Origin of the sequence: Wolbachia endosymbiont of Drosophila ananassae, from assembly GCF_008033215.1 — a bacterium.
GTDB lineage: Bacteria > Pseudomonadota > Alphaproteobacteria > Rickettsiales > Anaplasmataceae > Wolbachia > Wolbachia pipientis.
On sequence record NZ_CP042904.1, the window covers coordinates 449,764 to 470,240 of the forward strand.

At 35.7% G+C, this 20,477-nt stretch carries 18 protein-coding genes, 1 tRNA gene and 1 pseudogene; 7 read left to right on the forward strand and 13 right to left on the reverse strand.

What is annotated here, in order from left to right; genetic code table 11:
• Positions 1–130 precede the first annotated feature (130 nt).
• The 7 genes from EA652_RS06905 to EA652_RS02220 form a co-directional block, all read right to left on the reverse strand.
• Positions 131–307: a hypothetical protein gene (locus tag EA652_RS06905; RefSeq protein WP_153801318.1), complete on the reverse strand. Its 177-nt coding sequence runs from the start codon at positions 305–307 to the stop codon at positions 131–133.
• Between the two features lie 83 nt (positions 308–390).
• Entirely contained in the window at positions 391–1,425 is a 1,035-nt protein-coding gene (locus tag EA652_RS02195) for a Fic family protein (protein WP_012673155.1), read from the reverse strand.
• 169 nt (positions 1,426–1,594) lie between these two features.
• Positions 1,595–2,587, reverse strand: a complete 993-nt coding sequence (gene holA / locus EA652_RS02200) for a DNA polymerase III subunit delta (protein ID WP_007548714.1) — start codon at positions 2,585–2,587, stop codon at positions 1,595–1,597.
• Between the two features lie 5 nt (positions 2,588–2,592).
• A complete protein-coding gene (locus EA652_RS02205; protein WP_007548716.1) occupies positions 2,593–2,772 on the reverse strand; it encodes a hypothetical protein in 180 nt (59 codons plus the stop codon).
• A gap of 131 nt (positions 2,773–2,903) precedes the next feature.
• Positions 2,904–3,704, reverse strand: a complete 801-nt coding sequence (locus EA652_RS02210) for a metal ABC transporter permease (protein WP_010962536.1) — start codon at positions 3,702–3,704, stop codon at positions 2,904–2,906.
• 1 nt (position 3,705) lies between these two features.
• Positions 3,706–4,071 carry an Mth938-like domain-containing protein gene (locus EA652_RS02215; RefSeq protein WP_012673156.1) on the reverse strand — a complete coding sequence of 122 codons (366 nt, stop codon included), beginning with the start codon at positions 4,069–4,071 and terminating at the stop codon, positions 3,706–3,708.
• Positions 4,072–4,074: 3 nt separating this feature from the next.
• A complete protein-coding gene (locus EA652_RS02220) occupies positions 4,075–4,941 on the reverse strand; it encodes a 4-(cytidine 5'-diphospho)-2-C-methyl-D-erythritol kinase (protein ID WP_006280386.1) in 867 nt (288 codons plus the stop codon).
• An 81-nt stretch (positions 4,942–5,022) separates the two neighbouring features.
• Here EA652_RS02220 and EA652_RS02225 point away from each other — a divergent pair, with 81 nt between their 5' ends.
• Positions 5,023–8,322, forward strand: a complete 3,300-nt coding sequence (locus EA652_RS02225; RefSeq protein WP_012673157.1) for a UvrD-helicase domain-containing protein — start codon at positions 5,023–5,025, stop codon at positions 8,320–8,322.
• 106 nt (positions 8,323–8,428) lie between these two features.
• On the opposite strand, the gene EA652_RS02230 is transcribed toward EA652_RS02225, so the two are convergent.
• From EA652_RS02230 to EA652_RS02245, 4 genes are all read right to left on the reverse strand, one after another.
• Entirely contained in the window at positions 8,429–8,719 is a 291-nt protein-coding gene (locus EA652_RS02230) for a GIY-YIG nuclease family protein (protein WP_007549156.1), read from the reverse strand.
• A 269-nt stretch (positions 8,720–8,988) separates the two neighbouring features.
• Positions 8,989–9,663 carry a RadC family protein gene (gene radC, locus EA652_RS02235; RefSeq protein WP_006280440.1) on the reverse strand — a complete coding sequence of 225 codons (675 nt, stop codon included), beginning with the start codon at positions 9,661–9,663 and terminating at the stop codon, positions 8,989–8,991.
• Positions 9,664–10,474: 811 nt separating this feature from the next.
• Positions 10,475–11,071 (reverse strand): RDD family protein, encoded by a 597-nt coding sequence (locus EA652_RS02240; protein WP_007549159.1) that lies wholly within the window; start codon positions 11,069–11,071, stop codon positions 10,475–10,477.
• A 24-nt stretch (positions 11,072–11,095) separates the two neighbouring features.
• Positions 11,096–11,178, reverse strand: a tRNA-Leu gene (locus tag EA652_RS02245).
• Between the two features lie 106 nt (positions 11,179–11,284).
• Here EA652_RS02245 and EA652_RS02250 point away from each other — a divergent pair.
• From EA652_RS02250 to EA652_RS02260, 3 genes are all read left to right on the forward strand, one after another.
• Complete coding sequence (locus EA652_RS02250) at positions 11,285–12,736, forward strand: replicative DNA helicase (RefSeq protein WP_012673158.1); 1,452 nt, start codon at positions 11,285–11,287, stop codon at positions 12,734–12,736.
• An 87-nt stretch (positions 12,737–12,823) separates the two neighbouring features.
• Positions 12,824–13,351, forward strand: coding sequence for a hypothetical protein (locus EA652_RS02255; RefSeq protein ID WP_007548972.1), 528 nt, complete (start codon positions 12,824–12,826; stop codon positions 13,349–13,351).
• A gap of 81 nt (positions 13,352–13,432) precedes the next feature.
• Complete coding sequence (locus tag EA652_RS02260) at positions 13,433–14,305, forward strand: hypothetical protein (RefSeq protein WP_007548973.1); 873 nt, start codon at positions 13,433–13,435, stop codon at positions 14,303–14,305.
• A 73-nt stretch (positions 14,306–14,378) separates the two neighbouring features.
• Here EA652_RS02260 and metG read toward each other — a convergent pair whose 3' ends face one another.
• Complete coding sequence (gene metG / locus EA652_RS02265; protein WP_007548974.1) at positions 14,379–16,025, reverse strand: methionine--tRNA ligase; 1,647 nt, start codon at positions 16,023–16,025, stop codon at positions 14,379–14,381.
• Between the two features lie 157 nt (positions 16,026–16,182).
• Here metG and EA652_RS02270 point away from each other — a divergent pair, with 157 nt between their 5' ends.
• Complete coding sequence (locus tag EA652_RS02270) at positions 16,183–16,512, forward strand: TrbC/VirB2 family protein (protein ID WP_238514257.1); 330 nt, start codon at positions 16,183–16,185, stop codon at positions 16,510–16,512.
• Positions 16,513–16,615: 103 nt separating this feature from the next.
• Here the strand turns inward: EA652_RS02270 and ubiG are convergent, their stop codons facing one another.
• Entirely contained in the window at positions 16,616–17,791 is a 1,176-nt protein-coding gene (gene ubiG / locus EA652_RS02275; protein WP_006280332.1) for a bifunctional 2-polyprenyl-6-hydroxyphenol methylase/3-demethylubiquinol 3-O-methyltransferase UbiG, read from the reverse strand.
• A gap of 195 nt (positions 17,792–17,986) precedes the next feature.
• On the opposite strand from ubiG, the pseudogene EA652_RS07525 reads away from it, so the two are divergent.
• Together EA652_RS07525 and dnaG are read left to right on the forward strand one after the other, a co-directional pair.
• Positions 17,987–18,076 (forward strand): annotated as a pseudogene (locus tag EA652_RS07525) (WPE palindromic element domain-containing protein); the annotation flags it as partial.
• A gap of 615 nt (positions 18,077–18,691) precedes the next feature.
• Positions 18,692–20,440, forward strand: coding sequence for a DNA primase (gene dnaG, locus EA652_RS02285; RefSeq protein ID WP_044471234.1), 1,749 nt, complete (start codon positions 18,692–18,694; stop codon positions 20,438–20,440).
• Positions 20,441–20,477: the final 37 nt, after the last annotated feature.

Genomic DNA, 20,477 nt, shown 5'->3' on the forward strand with positions numbered 1-20,477 from the left:
ATTAAGAATGTTAGGCCTTTTTTTAAGCTCTGTCACTTCTGATCTATATTCTATAGCTGTACGAACACTGCAATTTCAGATCCCAGTGCCTTGACCACAACTATTGCAATATGGTACATAGTGAACGATGTCATTCCAGTCTGGAATCTAGCCTTTCTGCAATCTCATCGAAAACGTTGTAACCACTTTCTATGCTAGTTTGCTTGCTTACAAGCAAACTTTTCTGGATCCCAGTGTCTGGGCACTGGGATGACAGGAGAAGGCACTGGGATGACAAGAATAGGGCACTGGGATCTAGTGGGCTCAAACTACAATGTTTGTACAGCTGTGATCTATATTCTATAGCTGAATAATTTAACAATTCAAAATGAATACATATCCTATTGAGCTCTATATTACATACCAGGTTGCTTTGCCTTTTCCATGCTGAGTGATGTGATTACTCTTTACGAGATTAGATACGTGCTTCTTTAAGGTATTGCAGTTTGCTTTAGTAATATTTTCCAAATCCTTAATTGTAAGACGTCCATGTTTGCTGAGTAGTGCTAATACTTTAGCAGAAAGTGGTGGTAAATAGAGATTTAACACTTTTTCATGTGACACCTTTTGTTCAAGATAAAATTTTTGCTTTTGTAGTGACCTTAAAAAGAACATAAGCCATGGATTAAAATCATTGCTGCTCGTCTTCAAGGATTGTTGAGTACGACGCAAAGCTAAGTAGTAACTCTCCTTATTACTTTCAAGGGAACTGTAAGGTACATAGATATACCCTAACTTTAGTAACAAGAAAGTTGTGAGAATGCGTGATAATCTGCCATTTCCATCCTGGAAGGGATGAATAGCTAAAAAAGTAACTATAAAAATGCCAATAATTAATAGAGGATGTAACGATTTTACTTCTAATTGTTGGCTAGTCCAATAAATAAGTTCTTGCATTTGTGTCGCTGTCTCAAGCGGAGAGGCTGTTTCAAAAACTATGCCCAAGCTTTTTCCAGATTCATAAAACGCCTCAACATGATTGGGAGATTTTTTATATTCTCCCATGTGCCTTTGATCTTTATATGAAAATTGTAAAAGCCAGATGTGAAACTGTTTTATAGTGTTTTCTGTAAATGGCATCTTGTTAAAGTTTTGAAATACTTCTTCACACACATACGCATATCCGGCTATTTCTCGTTCATCTAGAGAACGAAATGAGCGTGTATCAAGTTTGGATAGTAATTGCTCAACTTCACGGTCTGATAATCTTGCCCCTTCAATACGAGTAGAAGAACCAATACTTTCAATTGTTGCAATTTTCTTGAGCATTTGTAAACGTTCTGGAGCTAAATTACCAAACAATTGCCATGCTCCTTTAAATTCATCAATTTCAGCAACTAATTTTAACATTTCAGGTGTTATTACAATTTTTGAAATGTCAAACATATCTGTATTTTTATCTAATTATATTCAATTATATTCGAAAATATCCTATTAGCAAAGAATACTTGTGAGACACACACTAAAGAATGAATTTTGGTAGGCATAAAAGCAGCTATTTTATGTTAAAATACAACATTTTGATGAAATTATAAGAAAGGCTGGATCCGAGTAGTCAGCTACCCGTCAGTGCATGTTGAAAAATCATTTTATGATCTAAATCAGTTTTTTTACAGGTAACTTCTAAGCTTATCAATTTTTCCAAGATCTTCTTAAGTTCTGAAAGTTGCAAACTTTTCAAATGAGATTTAAAACTCTGCAATTGTTTAAAAAACAATGGAGGGCTTAGCTGATCAATCGCAGCCTGCTCACTCATTCCACCTTGCACTGACAGCAAAACGTTTTCAAGGCGTAGGAAATAATTTGATATAATGCGAATTAGCGCTATCGGTGAAAAATTTTCTTGCGATATCAATGCATCAGAAATTCTAATGAAGCGCAACATATCTTTACTTGCTATGGCAGAACATAAATCATCAAGTGTAGCATAGTCGTTGCCGGAAGTTGAAAAGCATAATTCTATATCAGTAAGTTTTAGGTCTTTTCTCTCCCCTAAGTATAAAACTAACTTCTCAAGTTCTGAACATATAGGCAGCTTGCTATGATTAAAGTAAGATTGCAAATGGTAGATTATCTCATTTGTGCATTTTATATCATTTTGTTTTAAGTAACTTGATATAATGTCATAAAGATTGCTGTTGCTGTCCTTATAGCAAGCAATCACACCAAAAATTTTTGAACTCTCCATATAACTTTTAGTCGCAGAATTATATGGAAGATCACTTGCTACCATCATTACATAGTGACCACTTACGTTATAATCCAATACGTTTTTTAACTCTTTGGATATACCTCCACTCACATTTATCAGCTTAATTAATTTTTTGCTGGTAAACATCGAAACGTTTGCCAATTCAGAAAACAGTAAACTGGGTAACTTATTCACTATTGCAAAATCCATCACCTGAACTGAATACTCACCCAAATTAGCAATTATTTCTTGTACATAAAAATCAACCCTACTGTTATCACTTCCATGAATTAACACACCACTTAAAGCGTCAGGTTTCTCTAGGAATCTTTTAACTTTGGATGGTGTAACCCTCATGCCACCTATATGATATCATTCTCATTTGATTGTACATGAGTGTCCAAAGACTCTGAGCTTTCTTGTACAATATCATCTGCCGTACTCTGCACATTATCCGACTCTTCTGTTTTTCCTGTAATATAATTATAAAATTTTTTCACAGGTTGAGATATATATTTGGAAAAAAATCCTTCTTCGCTCATATTGCTTACTCCATAAAATTAACAACTTATCATTAGCATATAAATAATAGTATAGCAAAAACTATTTTGTGCTAAGATAGTGATGTTTTATAATGAGTATATTACAAAATTATTAACATTCGAGATCAAAATTAAGCCAACCTGCTTAATACTAGCCTTATAAAATAAGCGATAATTAAATATACCGCTGCAACAAGTATAATTGCAGGTCCAGTTAACAAATCAAAACTTGCAGATAACATGAGACCTGATATCCCAGAGATCACAGAAAAAACTGTTGCAACAATAATCATCTGCATTGGAGTTTTCGAAATGAGCCTTGCAGATGCTGCTGGTATTAGCAAAAATGCAGCAATGAGTAATATTCCTATTAGTTGGGCAGCAATTGCTATAAATATAGCAAGAGTGATTAAAAATTCTAGTCTAACAAAGGTAACATTAATTTTTTCAACTACTGCTAAATCTTGATTAATTGAAATCATTAACCAATAACGCCATCTAAATATTAATATCAAAGTAACTACTGCAGAGGTTAAAAAAATCAATACTATATCACTTTGATCGAGCGTTAATATATCACCAAACAGTGAGCTAATAATACTATTATTGCCAGATGGAAGAAAAGACATAAGTATTAAACTCGATGATAAAACTACATTGGTAACAATGTTCAATATCGTATCAGCAGAATATAATCTGTTAAAATTAAGAGAAAGTAGTATAGCAAATGTAATTGCAATGAGCATTATGCTAAGCGATGGGCTAATCTTAAAGATTAAAGCAAGTGCAACACCAAGCAACGAAGAATGGGACAAACTATCACCAAGATAAGATAACCTTTGCCATATCATAAACGATCCTAAAGCGCCTGTTACTAGGCTAATTACAACTACTGCAACTAGACTATTGATGAAAAAGTCCTGGGTAAGCATGCTATATGGCTATTAGATAACTGACAACAAATCTATCTTCGGATATTAAAACGTTATGGGTTCTGCATGCAGAACCTGTTGTCATAAATTCAAAATTTAAACCTTTTTGTTCCATAAGATAGGACTTCACTGAAGAACTTAGTATATTGCGTGTTTTACCAGTACCTATTATCAAAATTTCTATTTCCTCTGTTAAAAAAGATTTAAAATGTTCCTTGCTATTTATATCACTTTCTTTCAATTTAATCACCTTTTCAGGAAAAATTATAATTGAGCCGCAATATTCTCTATTATTCACCAAAAATTTTCCTTCCCTGTAACCATTTATAAGATTTTTATTCTCGGAAATTAAGGGAGTTACATCCATAAGTCAAACTATTAATTGAGTGTCACATACCCACCATTCTGGTTGCTTTTTTCCGATATTAACTGCAGCAGCTTTTGCATTTTCCTCACTATCGAATATTCCAAAACATGATACACCACTGCCTGACATGCGAGAAAGTATAGAGCCTTCTTGTGACTCAAGTGTTGATATCACATCCTTAATTTCAGGTACAAAGCTTATTGCTATTTCTTGAAGATCGTTTCTCGTCTCTTTAAGAAGCTTCAACAAATCCTTTTCAGCGTCATCGCTCCATTTAATTGGCTCAGAAAATTTTCCTTCATGTTTGGAAAATACCTCTGGTGTACTCAAAAACCTTTTTTTCGGTTTCACAAGCACCACATTTGTAGGTAAAGAGAATTTTTTAATGTGGCATAATTCTTCGCCAATACCTCTAACAAAAACTGGCTTGCTATCTACGCTTGCGGGAACATCAGCACCAACGTTTAAGGCTATTTCATTTAAAATCGTCCTATCAATCTCCCACAGCTTCCCTAGCGTACGTACCACAGCTCCAGCATCTGAGGATCCGCTACCAAGTCCTGCAGCAATTGGTATGTTTTTTACAACCTTTACAGTGACTTTAGTGCGTACAGGAGCATGCCTAAGCAGCAGATTAACCGCTTTCATTACAGTGTTATATTGGTTATTTATTTTAGACTCGGAGTTTATAAATTCAACTGTAGAGTTATCGTATCTAGAATCCTTCTCACCTACTTTTATTTCCAAAAAATTAGAGAGATTAGCAAAGACAAATAAACCTTCAATCAAGTGATACCCTGTTTCTTTTTTGTCTACAACATGCAAAAAAAGATTGATTTTTGCAGGCGCCTTTACACAAAAACTTTTCATTATATATCTTCACTAACACTATTTTTACATTATATGTATAATGCTATTCTAGTCAACTTTTATAAGGTTCTCGCACTTCTGATGAGATCAAATGCCATAAATCCTAATTTCTCTGTGTGGGTAAATGCGTCCGCTGGTACAGGCAAAACAAAAATCTTAATAGACAGAGTATTGAGACTTTTATTAGAAAACAAAAGAAATATTCTTTGCTTAACATTCACCAATGCTGCAGCAAACGAAATGGAGAATCGCATTCACAGCATACTCAGTAAGTGGGCAATATGTTCAGATAGTGTGTTGGCAGCAGATCTAGAACAACTAGATTTCTTTCCAATGTCATCCCAGTGCGTGACACTGGGATCTCAGCACCCCTACTTGTCATCCCAGTGCGTGACACTGGGATCCAGAAAAAATAAAGATTATTTAACAAGAGCAAGAAGGCTTTTCTCTGAACTGGAAAATCTTGGTCTAACTATACAAACCATACACGCTTTCTGTTACAAATTAATCTCCAGCTTTCCTATAGAAGCTGGCATTGCTCCAAATTGCACGCTGAGCGAATGCAAAGAATTACATTCCATCATATTCAATAAAGTGCTTCATAACGAAACTGTGCAGGATGATATCAACCTTATTGCAACTGAAATTGATGAAAATAAACTACGCGATTTGCTTTATACTTTATGTATAAAAAGATCGATATCAGCAAATGATTCGAAATATATCAAAGATAAATTGAGCGCCCCAGATGAAATTCATGACTTACAGAGTGAAACAATCGAGCACGTGGAAAGACTAGCCGAGATATTAAGTGAAGGCAGTAAAAGAGATCAGAGTTATAGTGCAATACTTTATTCTACTGTCATTCCAGTGCTTGACACTGGAATCCAGAAAAAAAGAACCAGTGTCAGCTACTCGGATGACACCGGAATAAAGTGGAATGACACCAAAATAGAAAACCTAGCCAAGGTATTTCTAAAATCAGAATCGCACGAAAAAAAGAGCATATCATCCATTGCAACAAAAAGTATTTTGGAGAAATTCAAAGATGCAGAGCAAATAATAGAGAGCGTTCAGAATGTAGTATTTACCCATATAAGAGACATGAACTCTTATCAAATATTCAAGAGAACCAGTAGCTTACTTGGTGTATTTAAAGTATATGTTGATTTATATAATAGTGAAAAATCAAAAAATGCACTGCTTGACTACAATGATATAATTGACTTAGCAACAAATCTTCTCAGCGACCCAGATCATAAAGATTGGGTATTGTTTAACTTAGATCAAAAAATAGATCACATCCTTGTTGACGAGGCACAAGACAATAGCATCAGCCAGTGGAAAATTATAACAAATCTCTGCGATGAATTTTTTGCCGGTAATGATGAAAAGCGAACCTTATTTGTAGTTGGTGACGTAAAACAATCCATATACAGATTTCAAGGAGCAAATCCCCATCTATTCAACTATATGCAACAATACTTTCATACGAAAACTGGTGGTAGAGATTGGATATCATGCCAACTTGAAAAGTCATTTCGCTCAACTCCAGAAGTTTTGATGCTTGTAGATAGAATATTTAATAACTTCCGCGCAGAAATATCTTTTAATGATAATGAAATAAAACATGTTCCACATAGAGAAAATGACCAAGGATATATTGAAATTTGGCCAGCGTTACCAAGGCGCAAAGAGAAAGAACAGCGAGCTTTACAAATTCCTCTGACATGCAAGGAAGGTTATACAATAGCAGATCGATTACTTGCTCAAACAATAGCTAACAGAATTCACAATTGGTTAAACGAAGGGCGGATTTTAGTCGCTAAAGATCGCCATATAGAGCCAAGAGACATTATGATTTTGGTGCGACAACGAAACGTGTTAGTTGATTACATAATAAGCGAACTTAAAAAAGCAAATGTGCCAGTTGTAGGCCGAGATTATTTTAGAATTATGGACTATATAGCCGTGCAGGACTTAATAGCTTTGGCCGAATTTTTACTCCTCCAGGCAAATGATTTAGCTCTTGCAAATGCTTTAAAATCACCGCTATTTAATTTCACCGAGGATGATTTATTTAACATTGCATACGACCGTAAAGAGCATTCACTATGGGAAAGAATTCAGGATTATTCTGTGGTTATCTATAGTGAATTAAACTATCTCATTAACTTATCTCGCACAGAATCCCCTCTCGCATTATTCACGCATATACTGCGCACAGGTAAGAAGAAATTTGCTGCAAGGCTAGGTCTTGAGTGCTTCGAGGTTCTAGACGAATTTATGAACCTCGTGTTGCAATTTGAAAACCCATCTCTTCAAGCGTTTGTTCAATGGATCAAGGAGAATAATCCGGAGATTAAGAATGATATGCAATCAGAACGCAATGCTGTGCGAATAATGACAATTCACAAATCAAAAGGTCTGCAAGCTCCCATAGTATTTTTGGTTGATACAAACACAGTGCCAAGAAACAGTGAAAGCATTATCTTTGATGGAACGGAAGCACCATTTTGGTGTGGAAAAAACAACAACGCTTATTGCGATCAAGTAAAAAGAGAGAAAAAACTAGAGGATTATAATGAATATTTGCGTTTATTATACGTAGCACTCACGCGTGCTGAAGATGAGTTATACATCTTAAGTAAAGAGCCAGTGCAAAAGGGCTCTTGGTATGATCTAATCACTAAGTATGGAGAACCATATGAAAAGAAACAAAGGGGTTTACGGCCAATATTTAAAGAAAAAGTTGAAGTATTATGCGTGAATGCAAACTACCCTTACATTTATAAAAAACGTGATTACTTTGACGTTCCGGTCATTTCCCTTCCACCAGCTTTAGCCCACTCTTCGGTGTCATCCCAGCGCGTGACGCTGGAATCCAGTGAAAAAGAAGGAGCAGAATGGATCCCAGTGTCAGCTACTTGGATGACAGATGGTTATGCAAGAGGCCTGATTATTCACAGCATATTACAGTATATGCCCAAGATAGAAAAAGAAAGGAGAAAAAATTGGGTCAGAAAATACCTTGATAACATCAACATCAGTGAAGATAAGGATGAAATTTATAGTAAAATATTGGCCTTTAATGAAAAATATGGCTATTTGTTTGACTTAGAAGGCAAGTCAGAGATTACACTGAGTGGAATAATCGATGGCGAACCAGTATTAGTACGACTAGATAGGCTATGCATAACGCAAGATAAAGCAATCATAATTGACTACAAATCACACCGTAACGTTTCTGTTTCCTTATTAAATGAAATAAAAAAGCAAATGCTGACCTATAAAACCTTAGTACAAGAAATATATCCAAACAAGCAGGTAGAGTTCATGGTCATTTGGGTGGAAGATTTAACTCTGCAATCTGACTTTTGATGAAACTTGATTGCAAGAAATAGCTACTACGTCATACCACCACGAACCGTCATCCCGCCACTCCTTTCTCGTCATCCCGCTACGTGTTAGCGGGATCTCAGCATAGCTATCTTAAAGCTAAGTAATATAAGTCAACCCAGCTAGGATTCTTTTGATTGATCAAATTAATTTTCCACTGCCTTGGCCATTCTTTCAGGCGCCTTTCTCTTGCAATAGCTAAACTTATATCTTCAAACTCTTCAAAATATACAAGTTTATTTACATTATATCTTGATGTAAAACCTGAAACAATTTTGTTTTTGTGTTCCCAAATCCTCTTGATCAAATTTGCAGTTACACCAATATATAATGTGCTATTAGCTTTATTTGTAAGTATATAGATATATGATAACTTCATCTTAATCGTTTATAGCTAAAGTAACTGAGGTTTATCAACATTATACTACACCATCATGCCACAATAAATCTTACCGTCATACCACCGCGCCGCTAACACGTAGCGGGATGACGAGTTACTATACCGCGGCGGTATCTCAGCCGCTAACAAGCAGCGAGATGACAGCAATCTACGTCATACCGCAATTCATTCACGGTATCTCTTAGCCGCTAACACGTAGCGGAATGACGATTGTCGGTAAATCTAAGTTACTGTAGCTATAAAGGCTTTCACAACAACCTATTTTCCTTGAAACTAAAATAGCTACTGAATGTAATAATAATGTGATCTATTAATTCTATTCCTATACTTTGGCAAGCTTCTGCTAGTTGTCTAGTGAGAGATATATCGCTATTTGAAGGTTGTGTATCTCTGCTTGGATGATTGTGAGATATTACAATGGATGTTGAACCAATCAAAAGTGCGCGCTTGATGATCTCTCTGACATAAAGAGGAGTTTGATCTACTGTACCAATATTTTGCAGGTCTTCCGCTATTAGACGATACTTTTTATTCATATAGATGACGCGAAAATTTTCCTTATTGAGGCTTCCTATACTTATTCTTAAATAATCAAGCAATTTTTCCCAGTTATCGATTATAGGCAGGTCTTTTATTTCTTCTCTTGCAGAACGAACAAAGGCTTGTTTTACACAAAAGATGGCAGATATCGCTGCATTGCTGACACCATCAACGTTTTGCAGCGCTTCCAGGTCAGCATTAAAAACTTTATTCAAACTGCCAAAATTTTCTATCAAACTCTTTGCTATCGGCTTTACATCAATTCTACTGTATGCTGAATATAAAATGTGCTCTAAAACCTCATAATCAAGTAATGATTGTCCATTATCTAAAATAATTTTCTCCCTTAGGCGCTTTCTATGCCCCTTTTTGTAATTTTTCATCATCAATGAATTGCTTATCTCTTGTATAATAAGAAATTAGATTTTTAAGTAAAATATTTAATAAAGCGCATGACGCACAATTGTAAGAACATTCATTTTTAAAGACAGCAAATGGTGTCATGAAAGTAGCTGACGCGAGCTCTACGTCATACCGCCGCAGACCATCATACCGCCGCAGACCGTCATACCGCGATTCATTCGCGGTATCTCATCCGCTAACAAGAGATCCCGCTAACAAGTAGCGGGATGACGAATTACTTAACCGTCATGCCACCGTGAACCGTCATACCGCGATTCATTCGCGGTATCTCTAGGTCCCGCTAACAAGTAGCGGGATACTTGATCTTTACAGGGATGACGGTTGTCGTTTAGCTACAAACATTAAGAAATTTACCAAATGAAAAAAAAGGCAAAAGAAGCCCTAGTCATTGTCTATTTTCAGTATTTGGCGTTTTTTAAATCTTAAACACTGCAATTTAGCTGCTTTTAAACGCAACTCACCTTAGTTTAAATGTTTAAGAAATTTACTAAGCAGAAAAAAAGGCAAAAGAAACCCCGCGTTAGCTAGTTGTCACTCTCTAATCCTGCAAATTGGCGTACTATACTGTCTTAAATGACTTATAAGCGCGTTTCAGCTTATATAGGTAAAAACCCAGAAATGTTGTGAAGACATAAGGTGCACATAGTGCAAAAAATTAAAAATAAGACGCCAACTACGTTGTTTTCTTGCTGTTTAATCTGCACAGATTGAAGATAAATGAACACCTTCAGTATCATGATAAAGGGGCTGGCGAAGGGTGTCAAGTAGTTTTTAGCTCTGCCTTCTAAGGCTTTTACTCGTGACAACCACTGTGCCTGCGATCTTATCGTGCCAAGTTTGACAGCGTTTGTTGAAATTTGACCATAACAAGCCCAAGAATAATGGTGCAACTGACAATATAAAGGAAAAAAATCTCTTAGTTGCTTGCCTTAAAGTCATTTTTCTGAAGGTTTGTGCATCCACAACTCTGAGCCCAAATAATAGTTTTCCAGGTGTAGTAGCAAACTTTACCCACATATATGTAACATAGCAAAAGAGCATAATAAACTGGACTATTTGATTTAGGATTAGTAATTTTATAAGTCTACTCTGCGTTGTCTTTTCTTCCGCAGACAGTGGTGCTTGCATTGGGGATTTTGCAGCAATTTGACTTAATATTTTGCTATCCTCTGAGTTCATAAAGAGCTGATTTAAGGCTTGGCTGCAAAACTGCAAGAACAAAACGATAATAATCAAATCAAGCAATACTGATATATAGCGCCTGAGGCCCGTTACATAACATATCCCATTTTCATCTTTCTTTACCTTTTGAATAACATTTATAGAAGAAAAAATAGAAAATAAACGATTAAAAAATTTATGTAACATATATATACTTTCCAATATTTAACGTGCCCCTGGCCGGACTTGAACCAGCATGCTTTTGCAAGCAACAGATTTTGAGTCTGCCGTGTCTACCATTCCACCACAGGGGCATTAAGTTTTAATGCTATAGGCAACACGGAATTAGTCAAATTTTATATGTCTTTCAAATCAAAACTAAATATTCTACAATAATCGATAGTTACTCTTAAATGCAGAATGAATAAATTAGCTGATCTCCTTGATTCAAGAGGTGTAGACAAAGAAATATGTAAATTACCGCATAATTTAGAAGCTGAACAGATGCTTATTGGTGCAATGATTCGTGATAATAGAATCTGTGATGCGGTTGAAGACACAATTACAGCAGAAAATTTCTATGATCCACTGCATCAAAGTATTTTTACGCAAATATCTAAAACCAGAAAACATGGCATAGTTGCCAATGAACTGAGCCTCAAAATGTTTTTTGAGAACGACCAAGCGTTTACCGAATGTGGTGGGGTAGAGTACTTAGCAAAGCTTGCAGCAAAGGCAAGTATTGCACTTGATATTTATAGTTTGACTAGAATAATCCGTGATACTTACTTAAGGAGATGTTTAATCAAGCTCGGGCAAGAAATAGTTGGTGATAGCTACAACTACGATATTGAAAATCCTGCACAGGCGCAAATTGAACAAGCAATGACAAAATTGTTCAATTTGGCAGTAAAAAAACAAGGTGAGAAAACATATATAAAACTTGCAAGTTCAATTAAAGATGTAGTTGAGAAGATCAGCACACTGAAAAATAATCCAGAAGCGCTAGGCGTTACAACCGGACTTCAAGATCTAAATCAGCTTCTTGGTGGTCTACAAAAATCTGATTTATTAATTTTAGCTGCAAGGCCTTCTATGGGTAAAACAGCATTGGCGCTAAACATCGCACTTAATGCTTGTAAGATGTTGCAAAAAAGAGCAGATAAGCAACACTATGTAGCGTTTTTCTCGCTTGAAATGTCAGCAGAGCAATTAACTGCAAGGCTGATCACTATAGATTCAGGGATTAGTTATTATAAGGCATTAACCGGGAGAATTAGTGATTTTGAATTGCATGAATTTATCAATACTAGTACAGAATTATCTGAACTGCCTTTCATCATAGATGACACCCCTGCGCTATCAATTAGTGCCCTTCGCACCAGAATACGCTTGCTGTATCAATTATATAATGTAGAAGTGGTATTCATTGATTATTTGCAGCTAATCAGAGGAACAACAAAAAGGAGTAATGAAAATAGAGTGCAAGAAATCTCGGAAGTGACGCAGGGTTTGAAAGCAATTGCAAAGGAGCTAAATATTCCCATTGTTGCACTATCTCAGCTCTCTCGTTCTGTTGAGCAGAGGGATGATAAAAAACCACAACTTTCTGATTTACGTGATTCAGGGAGCATAGAGCAAGACGCAGATATAGTAATGTTTCTCTATAGAGAAGAGTATTATGAACTAAGAAAACAGCCAAATGAAGGAAACAATAAACATCGGGAATGGCAAGAGAAAATGGAAAAAATTAGAAACATTGCAGAGCTCATTATTGCAAAGCAGAGAAATGGACCAATTGGCAGTGTGAAGCTATATTTTGACTCTAACAGAGGTGCATTCAAAGATTACACGGAAAGGCATAGTTCATAGCTTGGCAGCAATCTTCTTGTTCCCAAGTTCATTGATTATTTTTTTTATGTAAAGATAGCTTGACAACTTCTTAAAAATCCTTTTATAATGGTATTATATTTTATAATACGTGAGATGATGAATAAAAACAATGTACCCTATTATATAGCTGGAACTCTGGCTACTTTCACTTTATTAGCATCTGGAGTGTTTGCTGCAGCTCCTTATATTGGTTTCTTAGCTCCAGTTGCAGCATTAAGTGTTGGCCTTCCATTTATTATTGGTGGTGCTGTATTTTCTGCTGTAGCTATTGCACTTTCGTATGCAGCAGTTAGTAAGAACAAAACTATTTCTGAGAAGGAAGCTCAGCTTTCTGATGAAAAAAGTAAAGTAGAAGCTAAAGGTAAAATAATTTCTGAGAAAGTAAAAGAAATATCCGAAAAAAATACTCAACTGGCTAATCAAGCAAAAGAGATAGAAGATAAAGATAAAACTATTTCTGAGAAAGATCGGGAGATTTTTAGAATGAAAAATGAGTTGGCTGCAACCAGAAGGATTAATGCTTCTCAGCCAGGTGATGCGGTAGAAATTGGTAGCGTAAACCAGCAGCTTACTAAGAGAGATTTCGAAGTATAAACTCAAGAGCAAGCCATTATTTCACAAGCAAAAGGGAAATTTAATAGTGTTGGAAATAAATTAAAAAATATTTATGATACTATGCCATCAGCTGAGTTTGCAAAGGATATCAAAACAGCATCTGAAAAAGCATTTACTTCTACAAAAGAAGCATTTATTAGTGGTCGTGTAACTCGTATTGTTAAAGATGGCTTAAAAGATGTTTATGGTACGTCATTTGAACCAGTAAAAAGTGCACTTAATAGCTTTGGAAGCAGCTTGAAAAACACTTGTGATACATCAATTGAGTCAGCAAAAGGGACAATTAGTAGTGTTGGAAATAAATTAAAAAATGTTTATGATACTATGCCATCAACTAAAATAGAATTTTCATGGGTCTCAGAAAAATTTTCACCATACTGGAATAGTGTTAAAAACTTGATGTTTGGTAATAAGGCAGATCAAGCAAGTGGTGCTAGTCAACTTTCAAGTGAATCTCAAGGTAATGGTATTGTTATTCCAGAGGGGGCAAAGCTAGAGCTTTCTCCAATATTATTTGATTTTTTGTTCAGAGAAAAACAGAAGATGGTAAGGCAATTTTTAAGAGAGCAAACTGATGAAAAAAAGAATGTGGCTACACAAGAAAATTTAAAAACTGAGACTCCTAGCCAGGAAAATCAGATGAATATTGATAACGTTCCTAAGCAACCTGATCATTTAAATGTTGATGCTGCTAAAAGTTATTTAATGAGTCTTTCTGAGGATCAGGATGTATTTTATGATGCAGAATCTGGTGATGAAAAAGGTACTGAGATTTCTAGCCCAGAAAGTCAGCCAACTAAAGAAGAAAATGGTCAAGGCCGGTTTGCATGGAGCCTAGGAAAGGTTAAGTCGGCAATTACTGAAGTAGTAGTGATAGGTGCTGATGTTACTAAACCATATTGTGCTAAAGTAACTAAGGCACTTGCCACCTAACTTGAATATGTAGACAGCGGTGCGCACCGTTGTTAACTAAAGATAATCCCATCCAGGAGAAATAGTTTTTACACTATTTCTCCTCTTTAGCATCAACCCTCAAAAAAACCGGCGTAGGTTTAGGCAGCGTAATGCCTAAGCTTACGCATGCGTTGCACAGAGATTTTAAATCTCGTTGTTCTTTCGGAATTTGCAGTTGATTTAGTATCATCTCTGCTGACTTGGGAACGATTGGCTGCAATAAAATGCCTATTATCCTGATATATTCCAGTAACTTGTAAATTACTAAATTCACGCGCTCTCTGTCAGTTTTGCTTAGTGTCCAGGGTGCACTTTTGTCTATGTAGGCATTTGCTTCAGAAGAGATGTTGATGATTAGAAGTATGATATGGTTAAATTCATACTTTGATAGGTGATTCATCACTTGATCGAGTATAGCTTTGCAACCTGGAAGACTTTCTTCACCTTTAAGTAGGATTTGATCGATTGTTGGTACAATTCCAGAACATTGCTTGTGTAAAAATGAAATTGTTCTTTGCACTAAATTGCCTATGTTGTTTGCCAGTTCTGAATTTATCCGGCTGATCATATTTTTCTTACTAAAGTTGCCATCTTGGCCGAAGCTTGCTTCCCTGAGGAGAAAATAGCGTAGCTGATCAACACCAAACTCTTGAGCGAGGCCAATTGGATCTATGACATTACCAAGGGACTTGGATATTTTCTCTCCCTCGTTCAACCACCAACCATGAACTGCAATTTGTTTTGGCAGTGGCAGGTCTGCTGCAAGGAGAATCGCTGGCCAATATACAGCATGAAAGCGCAATATGTCTTTACCGATTACATGAACGTTGAAAGAGTTGTCAGCTAGGTTCGGCGTCATTCCAGTGCTTGACACTGGAATCTGCGTTTTCCCTTGGTTTGGTGTCATTCCAGTGCTTGACACTGGAATCTGTGTTTCTGGTTCTGCCCAAAACCTCTTATATTCCTCACCTTCAGTACTAGGGAAACCTATTGATGTAAGATAATTGGTTAATGCATCTATCCAGACATAGATTACGTGTTTGTCATTACCTGGTACTTTTATTCCCCAGTTAAAACTAGTGCGAGAGATTGAGAGGTCAATGAGCCCTGATCTTACAAACGATATCACTTCATTTCTTCTGCTCTCAGGAAAGATAAAACTTGGCTGATTTTTATAGAGTTCCAGTAATTTGTCTTGCCAGTTTGACAAGCGAAAAAAGTAGCTCTCTTCTTTTATCCACTGAACTTCTGCGCCTGTTGGTGCTTTGCCATCTATCAGCTCTGATTCCTGATAAAATGCTTCATCACGAACTGAATACCAACCCGAATAGGAATCCAAATATATTTGCCCTCTCTCTTCAAGTCTATTCCATAAAGCTATAACTGCTTTTTTGTGACGTTCCTCCGTAGTGCGAATAAAATCGTCATACTCAAAATTCATGAACTTAGCCAATTCTTTAAATGAAACGCTCACATCATCTGTAAATTCTTTTGGCTGCATTTCCTTTGCTTTAGCTGCTTTTTCTATTTTTTGTCCATGTTCATCTGTACCGGTGGTAAATTTGACATTTTTCCCAGCTAGTTTCATGAACCTTGCCACCACGTCACACAAGAGAGAAGTGTATGCATGACCAATATGCGGCTTATCGTTTACGTAATATACTGGCGTGGTGATGTAAAAGTTCTCGAATTGTTCCATGGTTTAGCATTTTGATAAAAATCAACTGAGTTAATTATAGTATTAAAAAGGCAGTAATAAATAAATATTGATTGGGTTAAGCATAATTTTTGAAAAAAGCTATTTACTGAAATTTTATTAAAATAAGAAACAATCAGGCATGATTATTGAAAGAACAATGAGAAATTTTCTTGTAATTCTATTTATAGTTTTCTATGCATTTGATGCACACGCTGATGGAGCAACAGATGTAATGTGTAATGTAATAGGTTACGTTCATGGAATAGGTGGACCAATGATTACAGTGGTAATAATTGGTTCAAGCTTACTTGCAATATTTGGCAGAATGCCTTGGCCTGCACTTTTCGCACTGGGTATGTTTGTTGCTGTGTTTTTTGGTGCTCCTCAAATTGTAACAAAGGTAACAGAAAAAGAAGTTTGTTGTCTTTTTAAAGTCAAACCTTGGAGAATGGAAAGTGTGTTGCTGCTCCTGGATATGAACGTGTAGGTACAGGTTATGCTTGTCGTTCCGGTTGGGCGCTAACTAATAAAGGCTACTGTATAAAAGCTGGCCAAGATCCTTCAAAGTATTGGAAGTGAAAATGGTGCTTTTATAGAGTTAAATCTAACAAACCACAAAGTATATAATTAACATCTACTCCTTTAGTTAGATTCCACTCACGCTTTATTACGTTGTACTCCATACCAGCCATGTTTTGCAGCGTTACATTATTTTCTCTTAAGTGATTTGCAATTTCTGACGGCTTGAGAAATTTATTCCAGTTATGTGTACCTTTTGGCAGCCAATTTAATATGTACTCTGCACCAATTATTGCAAGGCAGAAGGATTTGATAGTTCTATTTATTGTGGATATAAATATCAGCCCATTCGGTTTTAGCAGTTCTATCGCTTTTTTCATGAAAAGCTCTAAATTATCCACATGTTCAACTACTTCCATCAACAGAACCACGTCGTACTTCTTGTCATTGCTTAGCTCTTCAATGCTGGTGTGTATATATTCTATATTTAACCCTACTTTTTTTGCATGTGAATGCGCTACTTTTATGTTTTCTTCACATACATCTATTCCCACAACGTTAATGCCAACGCGTGCCATTGACTCTGACAAAATGCCACCACCGCATCCAACATCAAGCAATGATAATTCTTTCAAATTGCATTTTTTTAACTCTTTTATTTTCTCAATAATGTAAGATACTCTAACAGGATTCATTATGTGCAATGGTTTGAATTTGCCGTTCTCATCCCACCACTGGCCTGCCATTTTAGCGAATTTTGATATTTCATCTTCGTTATAAGTTTTTGTTTTTTTTTTCTTAGAGGTTATATTGCTGAGTTTATCAAGGCGTTTTTTATGTCTGCTTTCTTTTGAAAATTCTGTTTCGAGGAATTGTTTGACTATGTCTTTTGCTAATCCACTCGCAGTAAACCCTGCACCAAGACACAGTACATTTGCGTTGCCATGCTCGCGAGCTAATTTTGCGATCTCAACACTGTTACATAAAGCAGCGTAGATTCCTTCAAAACGATTTGCCACAGTACTCATGCCCAAACCTGTACCACAAATTAATATCCCATAATTTGCTTTTTTGCTTGTTATATCTTCTACAACTTTAACAGCATAGTCTGGATAATCCACGCACTTTTGCTGAGCAGTGCAGCCTTGATCTACCACTCTGTAACCTAGGGCTTCCAGGTAAGGTTTTATTTCTGATTTTAATTCATAACCAGAATGATCTGAGGCAATTGATACTATACCTAACATATAAGAAATAAGGACATTTTATATGGGTTTGAACTTTCTGTCAAGTCATTCAATGCTTCTGACCTTTTGGGAGTTCTAAAGCTATAGCTAAGGTTTTCCTACGTCATACCGCAATTCATTCCACAACTGTACGAACATTGTGATTTGAGAATAATCTCCGCCAGGAAGGGTGTCATCCCAGTGCTTTGGCACTGAGATCCAGAAAACTTAATTTTAAATAAGTACACCAGATAGCTGTATAATAAGAACTGGATTCCAGTGTCAAGCACTGGAATGACACCTTCTGTATAAATATTAAGAAATTTACCAAACGAAAAAAAAGGCAAAAGAAGCCCCGTGGTTGGCTAATTACTTACATTATACTTTCAAGTATGGCGTTTTTTTATTCTAAACACTTAATAACCGCGATTTAGCTGCTTTTAAGCCACAACTAATCTAAATTATAAACGTTAAGAAATTTACTAAACAGAAAAAAAGGCAAAAGAAACCCTAGGGTAGCTAGTTATTCACTATCCATTTTTTAAGTTGGCGTTTTTTAATGTTTTAAATGCTTTATAAGCGTATTTCAGCTTGTGTAGGTCAAAACCCGGAAATTTGATAAAGACATAAGGTGCACATAGTGCAAAAAATTAAACATGAGACGCCAGATACGTTGAGTTTTTTTGTCATTTAATCTGTACAGAGAAGATAAATAAATAGCTTCAGTTTCATGATAAGGGCGCTGGCGAGGTTTGTCAAGGAAGTTTTTTGTTTCTGTGGGCTACCTGGATGACAGGATTGCTCTTGAATTTGTATAGCTACATTGTCGGTAAATCTAAATTGCTTTAGTTATAGAAATAAATTTCGAGTCAGATGTGTATAAATTCTATATAATTTTTATCCTACTACTAATTTAACAAGATGGATCATATAGATATTATAAAATCAAAATTATTATTATCCGACATAGTAGGTAAAAAAGTCAGATTAATAAAAAGAGGAGATAGTTTTGTTGGGCTCTGTCCATTTCATAACGAAAAAACCCCATCTTTTTCGGTGAGCAATACTAAGGGGTTATATTACTGTTTTGGTTGCTTGGCTAGTGGTGATGCATTTGAATTTATTTCACAAACTGAAGGATTAAGCTTTAAAGAAGCATTGGAAAAATTAGCATCGGTTACAGGTGTTGAACTGCCCAAAAATCTTAGTATTACAAAAGAGGACAATAAACTATTTTTAGCGCTTGATTTAGCTGCAAATTGGTTTGCACAAAAAAATCAAGGTGTTGTAGATTATTTAAAGCAGCGTAAGATTTCACCTAAAATCATAGATAAATTTAAGATAGGTTATGCACCAAGCTCTGGTTTGAAAGAGTATTTAAACTCTTCAGGTATTGAAGACAGAATTTTGATTGATATTGGATTAGTAAACAAAAATTTTCGTGATTATTTTTATGACCGGCTGATATTTCCTATACAGAGCATTGCAGGGAGAGTTATTGGTTTTGGCGGACGTGTGCTAAGTTCTGAGCAACAGCCGAAATATTTAAACAGTCCAGAGAGTCAGCTCTTTAAGAAGAGGGAGAATTTATACGGATTAAACTTTGCTTTAAGCGAAATACGTAAAAAACAGCACATACTCGTTGTTGAAGGATATATGGACACTATAGCGCTACATCAAGCGGGAATTAGTAATGCAGTTGCTCCGCTTGGTACCGCAATTTCTGCAGAACAGATAAAAAATCTATGGAGATTTGCTAAAGAAATCTCCATCTGTATGGATGGCGATAGTGCTGGACGTCATGCTGCTACTCGAGTTGCAGAACTTGCTCTGCCAATATTAGAGCCTGGATACACGTTAAAGTTTGTGACTTTGCCGAGTAATAAAGATCCATACGATATATGTAACGAACTGGAATACAAGAAAGAAGACGTATTGACTGCGCTTGATCACTCAACAAAACTTCATTCTGAATATTTATGGCATCACATAATCGATAGCAATTTGCAAAATTATGAAAAACTTGCTCCGGAAAAATATTCAATTCTTGAGCACAAGTTCATGGAATATGTAAATACTATTAGCAACAGCAGTATTAGAAGGTATTACAGAGATTATTTTTACAATAAGGCTAGTGAACTAAGAAGTAGCTTCAAAAAACAGATTTTTAATAGTAAAACTAGAGCAACAAAAGGTGAGTATCTTCATAACAAATCTCCAGAGCTAATTGAAGCAGAGCAAAATCAGGCCGTAATTTTGCGTATAGCCGTAGAATTTCCTGAAATCTTGAACCGTCCTATATTTTTTGAGCAATTTTCTCATTTTGAATTTACTAATGAGATGAAAAGATTACAACAGCGTATAATTGATGTAATAAGTAACAAAAACAAACTCGATAAAGAGGCTTTGTTACAAGAATTGAAACAGTTTAACGTTATAAAGTATGTATTTGAAAAAACTAGTGTACTAAATAGCCAACTGAACGAGAGAAAATCTGCAGAAATTGTGTGGAATAATATAGTGTTACTAAAAGAATTAAATGCATTACGAAAAGAAAGAACCGAAGCGAGGCTGAGCGGTAATCTTGACTTAGAAGAAAGGTTAATAGAACAAATAGAGCAAATAGAAAGTAGTATACAAGAAATGCAAATGGAGTTTATTGAAAAGTAAATATCGTCTCGTTAGTCAACAAGAAAATTACAAAATA

What these genes read in the sequence shown, in the direction of transcription:
- EA652_RS02195 (WP_012673155.1), bottom strand. Translation starts at nt 1,425, where the DNA reads ATGTTTGACATTTCAAAAATTGTAATAACACCTGAAATGTTAAAATTA.
- holA (WP_007548714.1), bottom strand. Translation starts at nt 2,587, where the DNA reads ATGAGGGTTACACCATCCAAAGTTAAAAGATTCCTAGAGAAACCTGAC.
- EA652_RS02205 (WP_007548716.1), bottom strand. Translation starts at nt 2,772, where the DNA reads ATGAGCGAAGAAGGATTTTTTTCCAAATATATATCTCAACCTGTGAAA.
- EA652_RS02210 (WP_010962536.1), bottom strand. Translation starts at nt 3,704, where the DNA reads ATGCTTACCCAGGACTTTTTCATCAATAGTCTAGTTGCAGTAGTTGTA.
- EA652_RS02215 (WP_012673156.1), bottom strand. Translation starts at nt 4,071, where the DNA reads ATGGATGTAACTCCCTTAATTTCCGAGAATAAAAATCTTATAAATGGT.
- EA652_RS02220 (WP_006280386.1), bottom strand. Translation starts at nt 4,941, where the DNA reads ATGAAAAGTTTTTGTGTAAAGGCGCCTGCAAAAATCAATCTTTTTTTG.
- EA652_RS02225 (WP_012673157.1), top strand. Translation starts at nt 5,023, where the DNA reads ATGAGATCAAATGCCATAAATCCTAATTTCTCTGTGTGGGTAAATGCG.
- EA652_RS02230 (WP_007549156.1), bottom strand. Translation starts at nt 8,719, where the DNA reads ATGAAGTTATCATATATCTATATACTTACAAATAAAGCTAATAGCACA.
- radC (WP_006280440.1), bottom strand. Translation starts at nt 9,663, where the DNA reads ATGAAAAATTACAAAAAGGGGCATAGAAAGCGCCTAAGGGAGAAAATT.
- EA652_RS02240 (WP_007549159.1), bottom strand. Translation starts at nt 11,071, where the DNA reads ATGTTACATAAATTTTTTAATCGTTTATTTTCTATTTTTTCTTCTATA.
- EA652_RS02250 (WP_012673158.1), top strand. Translation starts at nt 11,285, where the DNA reads ATGAATAAATTAGCTGATCTCCTTGATTCAAGAGGTGTAGACAAAGAA.
- EA652_RS02255 (WP_007548972.1), top strand. Translation starts at nt 12,824, where the DNA reads ATGGTATTATATTTTATAATACGTGAGATGATGAATAAAAACAATGTA.
- EA652_RS02260 (WP_007548973.1), top strand. Translation starts at nt 13,433, where the DNA reads ATGCCATCAGCTGAGTTTGCAAAGGATATCAAAACAGCATCTGAAAAA.
- metG (WP_007548974.1), bottom strand. Translation starts at nt 16,025, where the DNA reads ATGGAACAATTCGAGAACTTTTACATCACCACGCCAGTATATTACGTA.
- EA652_RS02270 (WP_238514257.1), top strand. Translation starts at nt 16,183, where the DNA reads ATGAGAAATTTTCTTGTAATTCTATTTATAGTTTTCTATGCATTTGAT.
- ubiG (WP_006280332.1), bottom strand. Translation starts at nt 17,791, where the DNA reads ATGTTAGGTATAGTATCAATTGCCTCAGATCATTCTGGTTATGAATTA.
- dnaG (WP_044471234.1), top strand. Translation starts at nt 18,692, where the DNA reads ATGGATCATATAGATATTATAAAATCAAAATTATTATTATCCGACATA.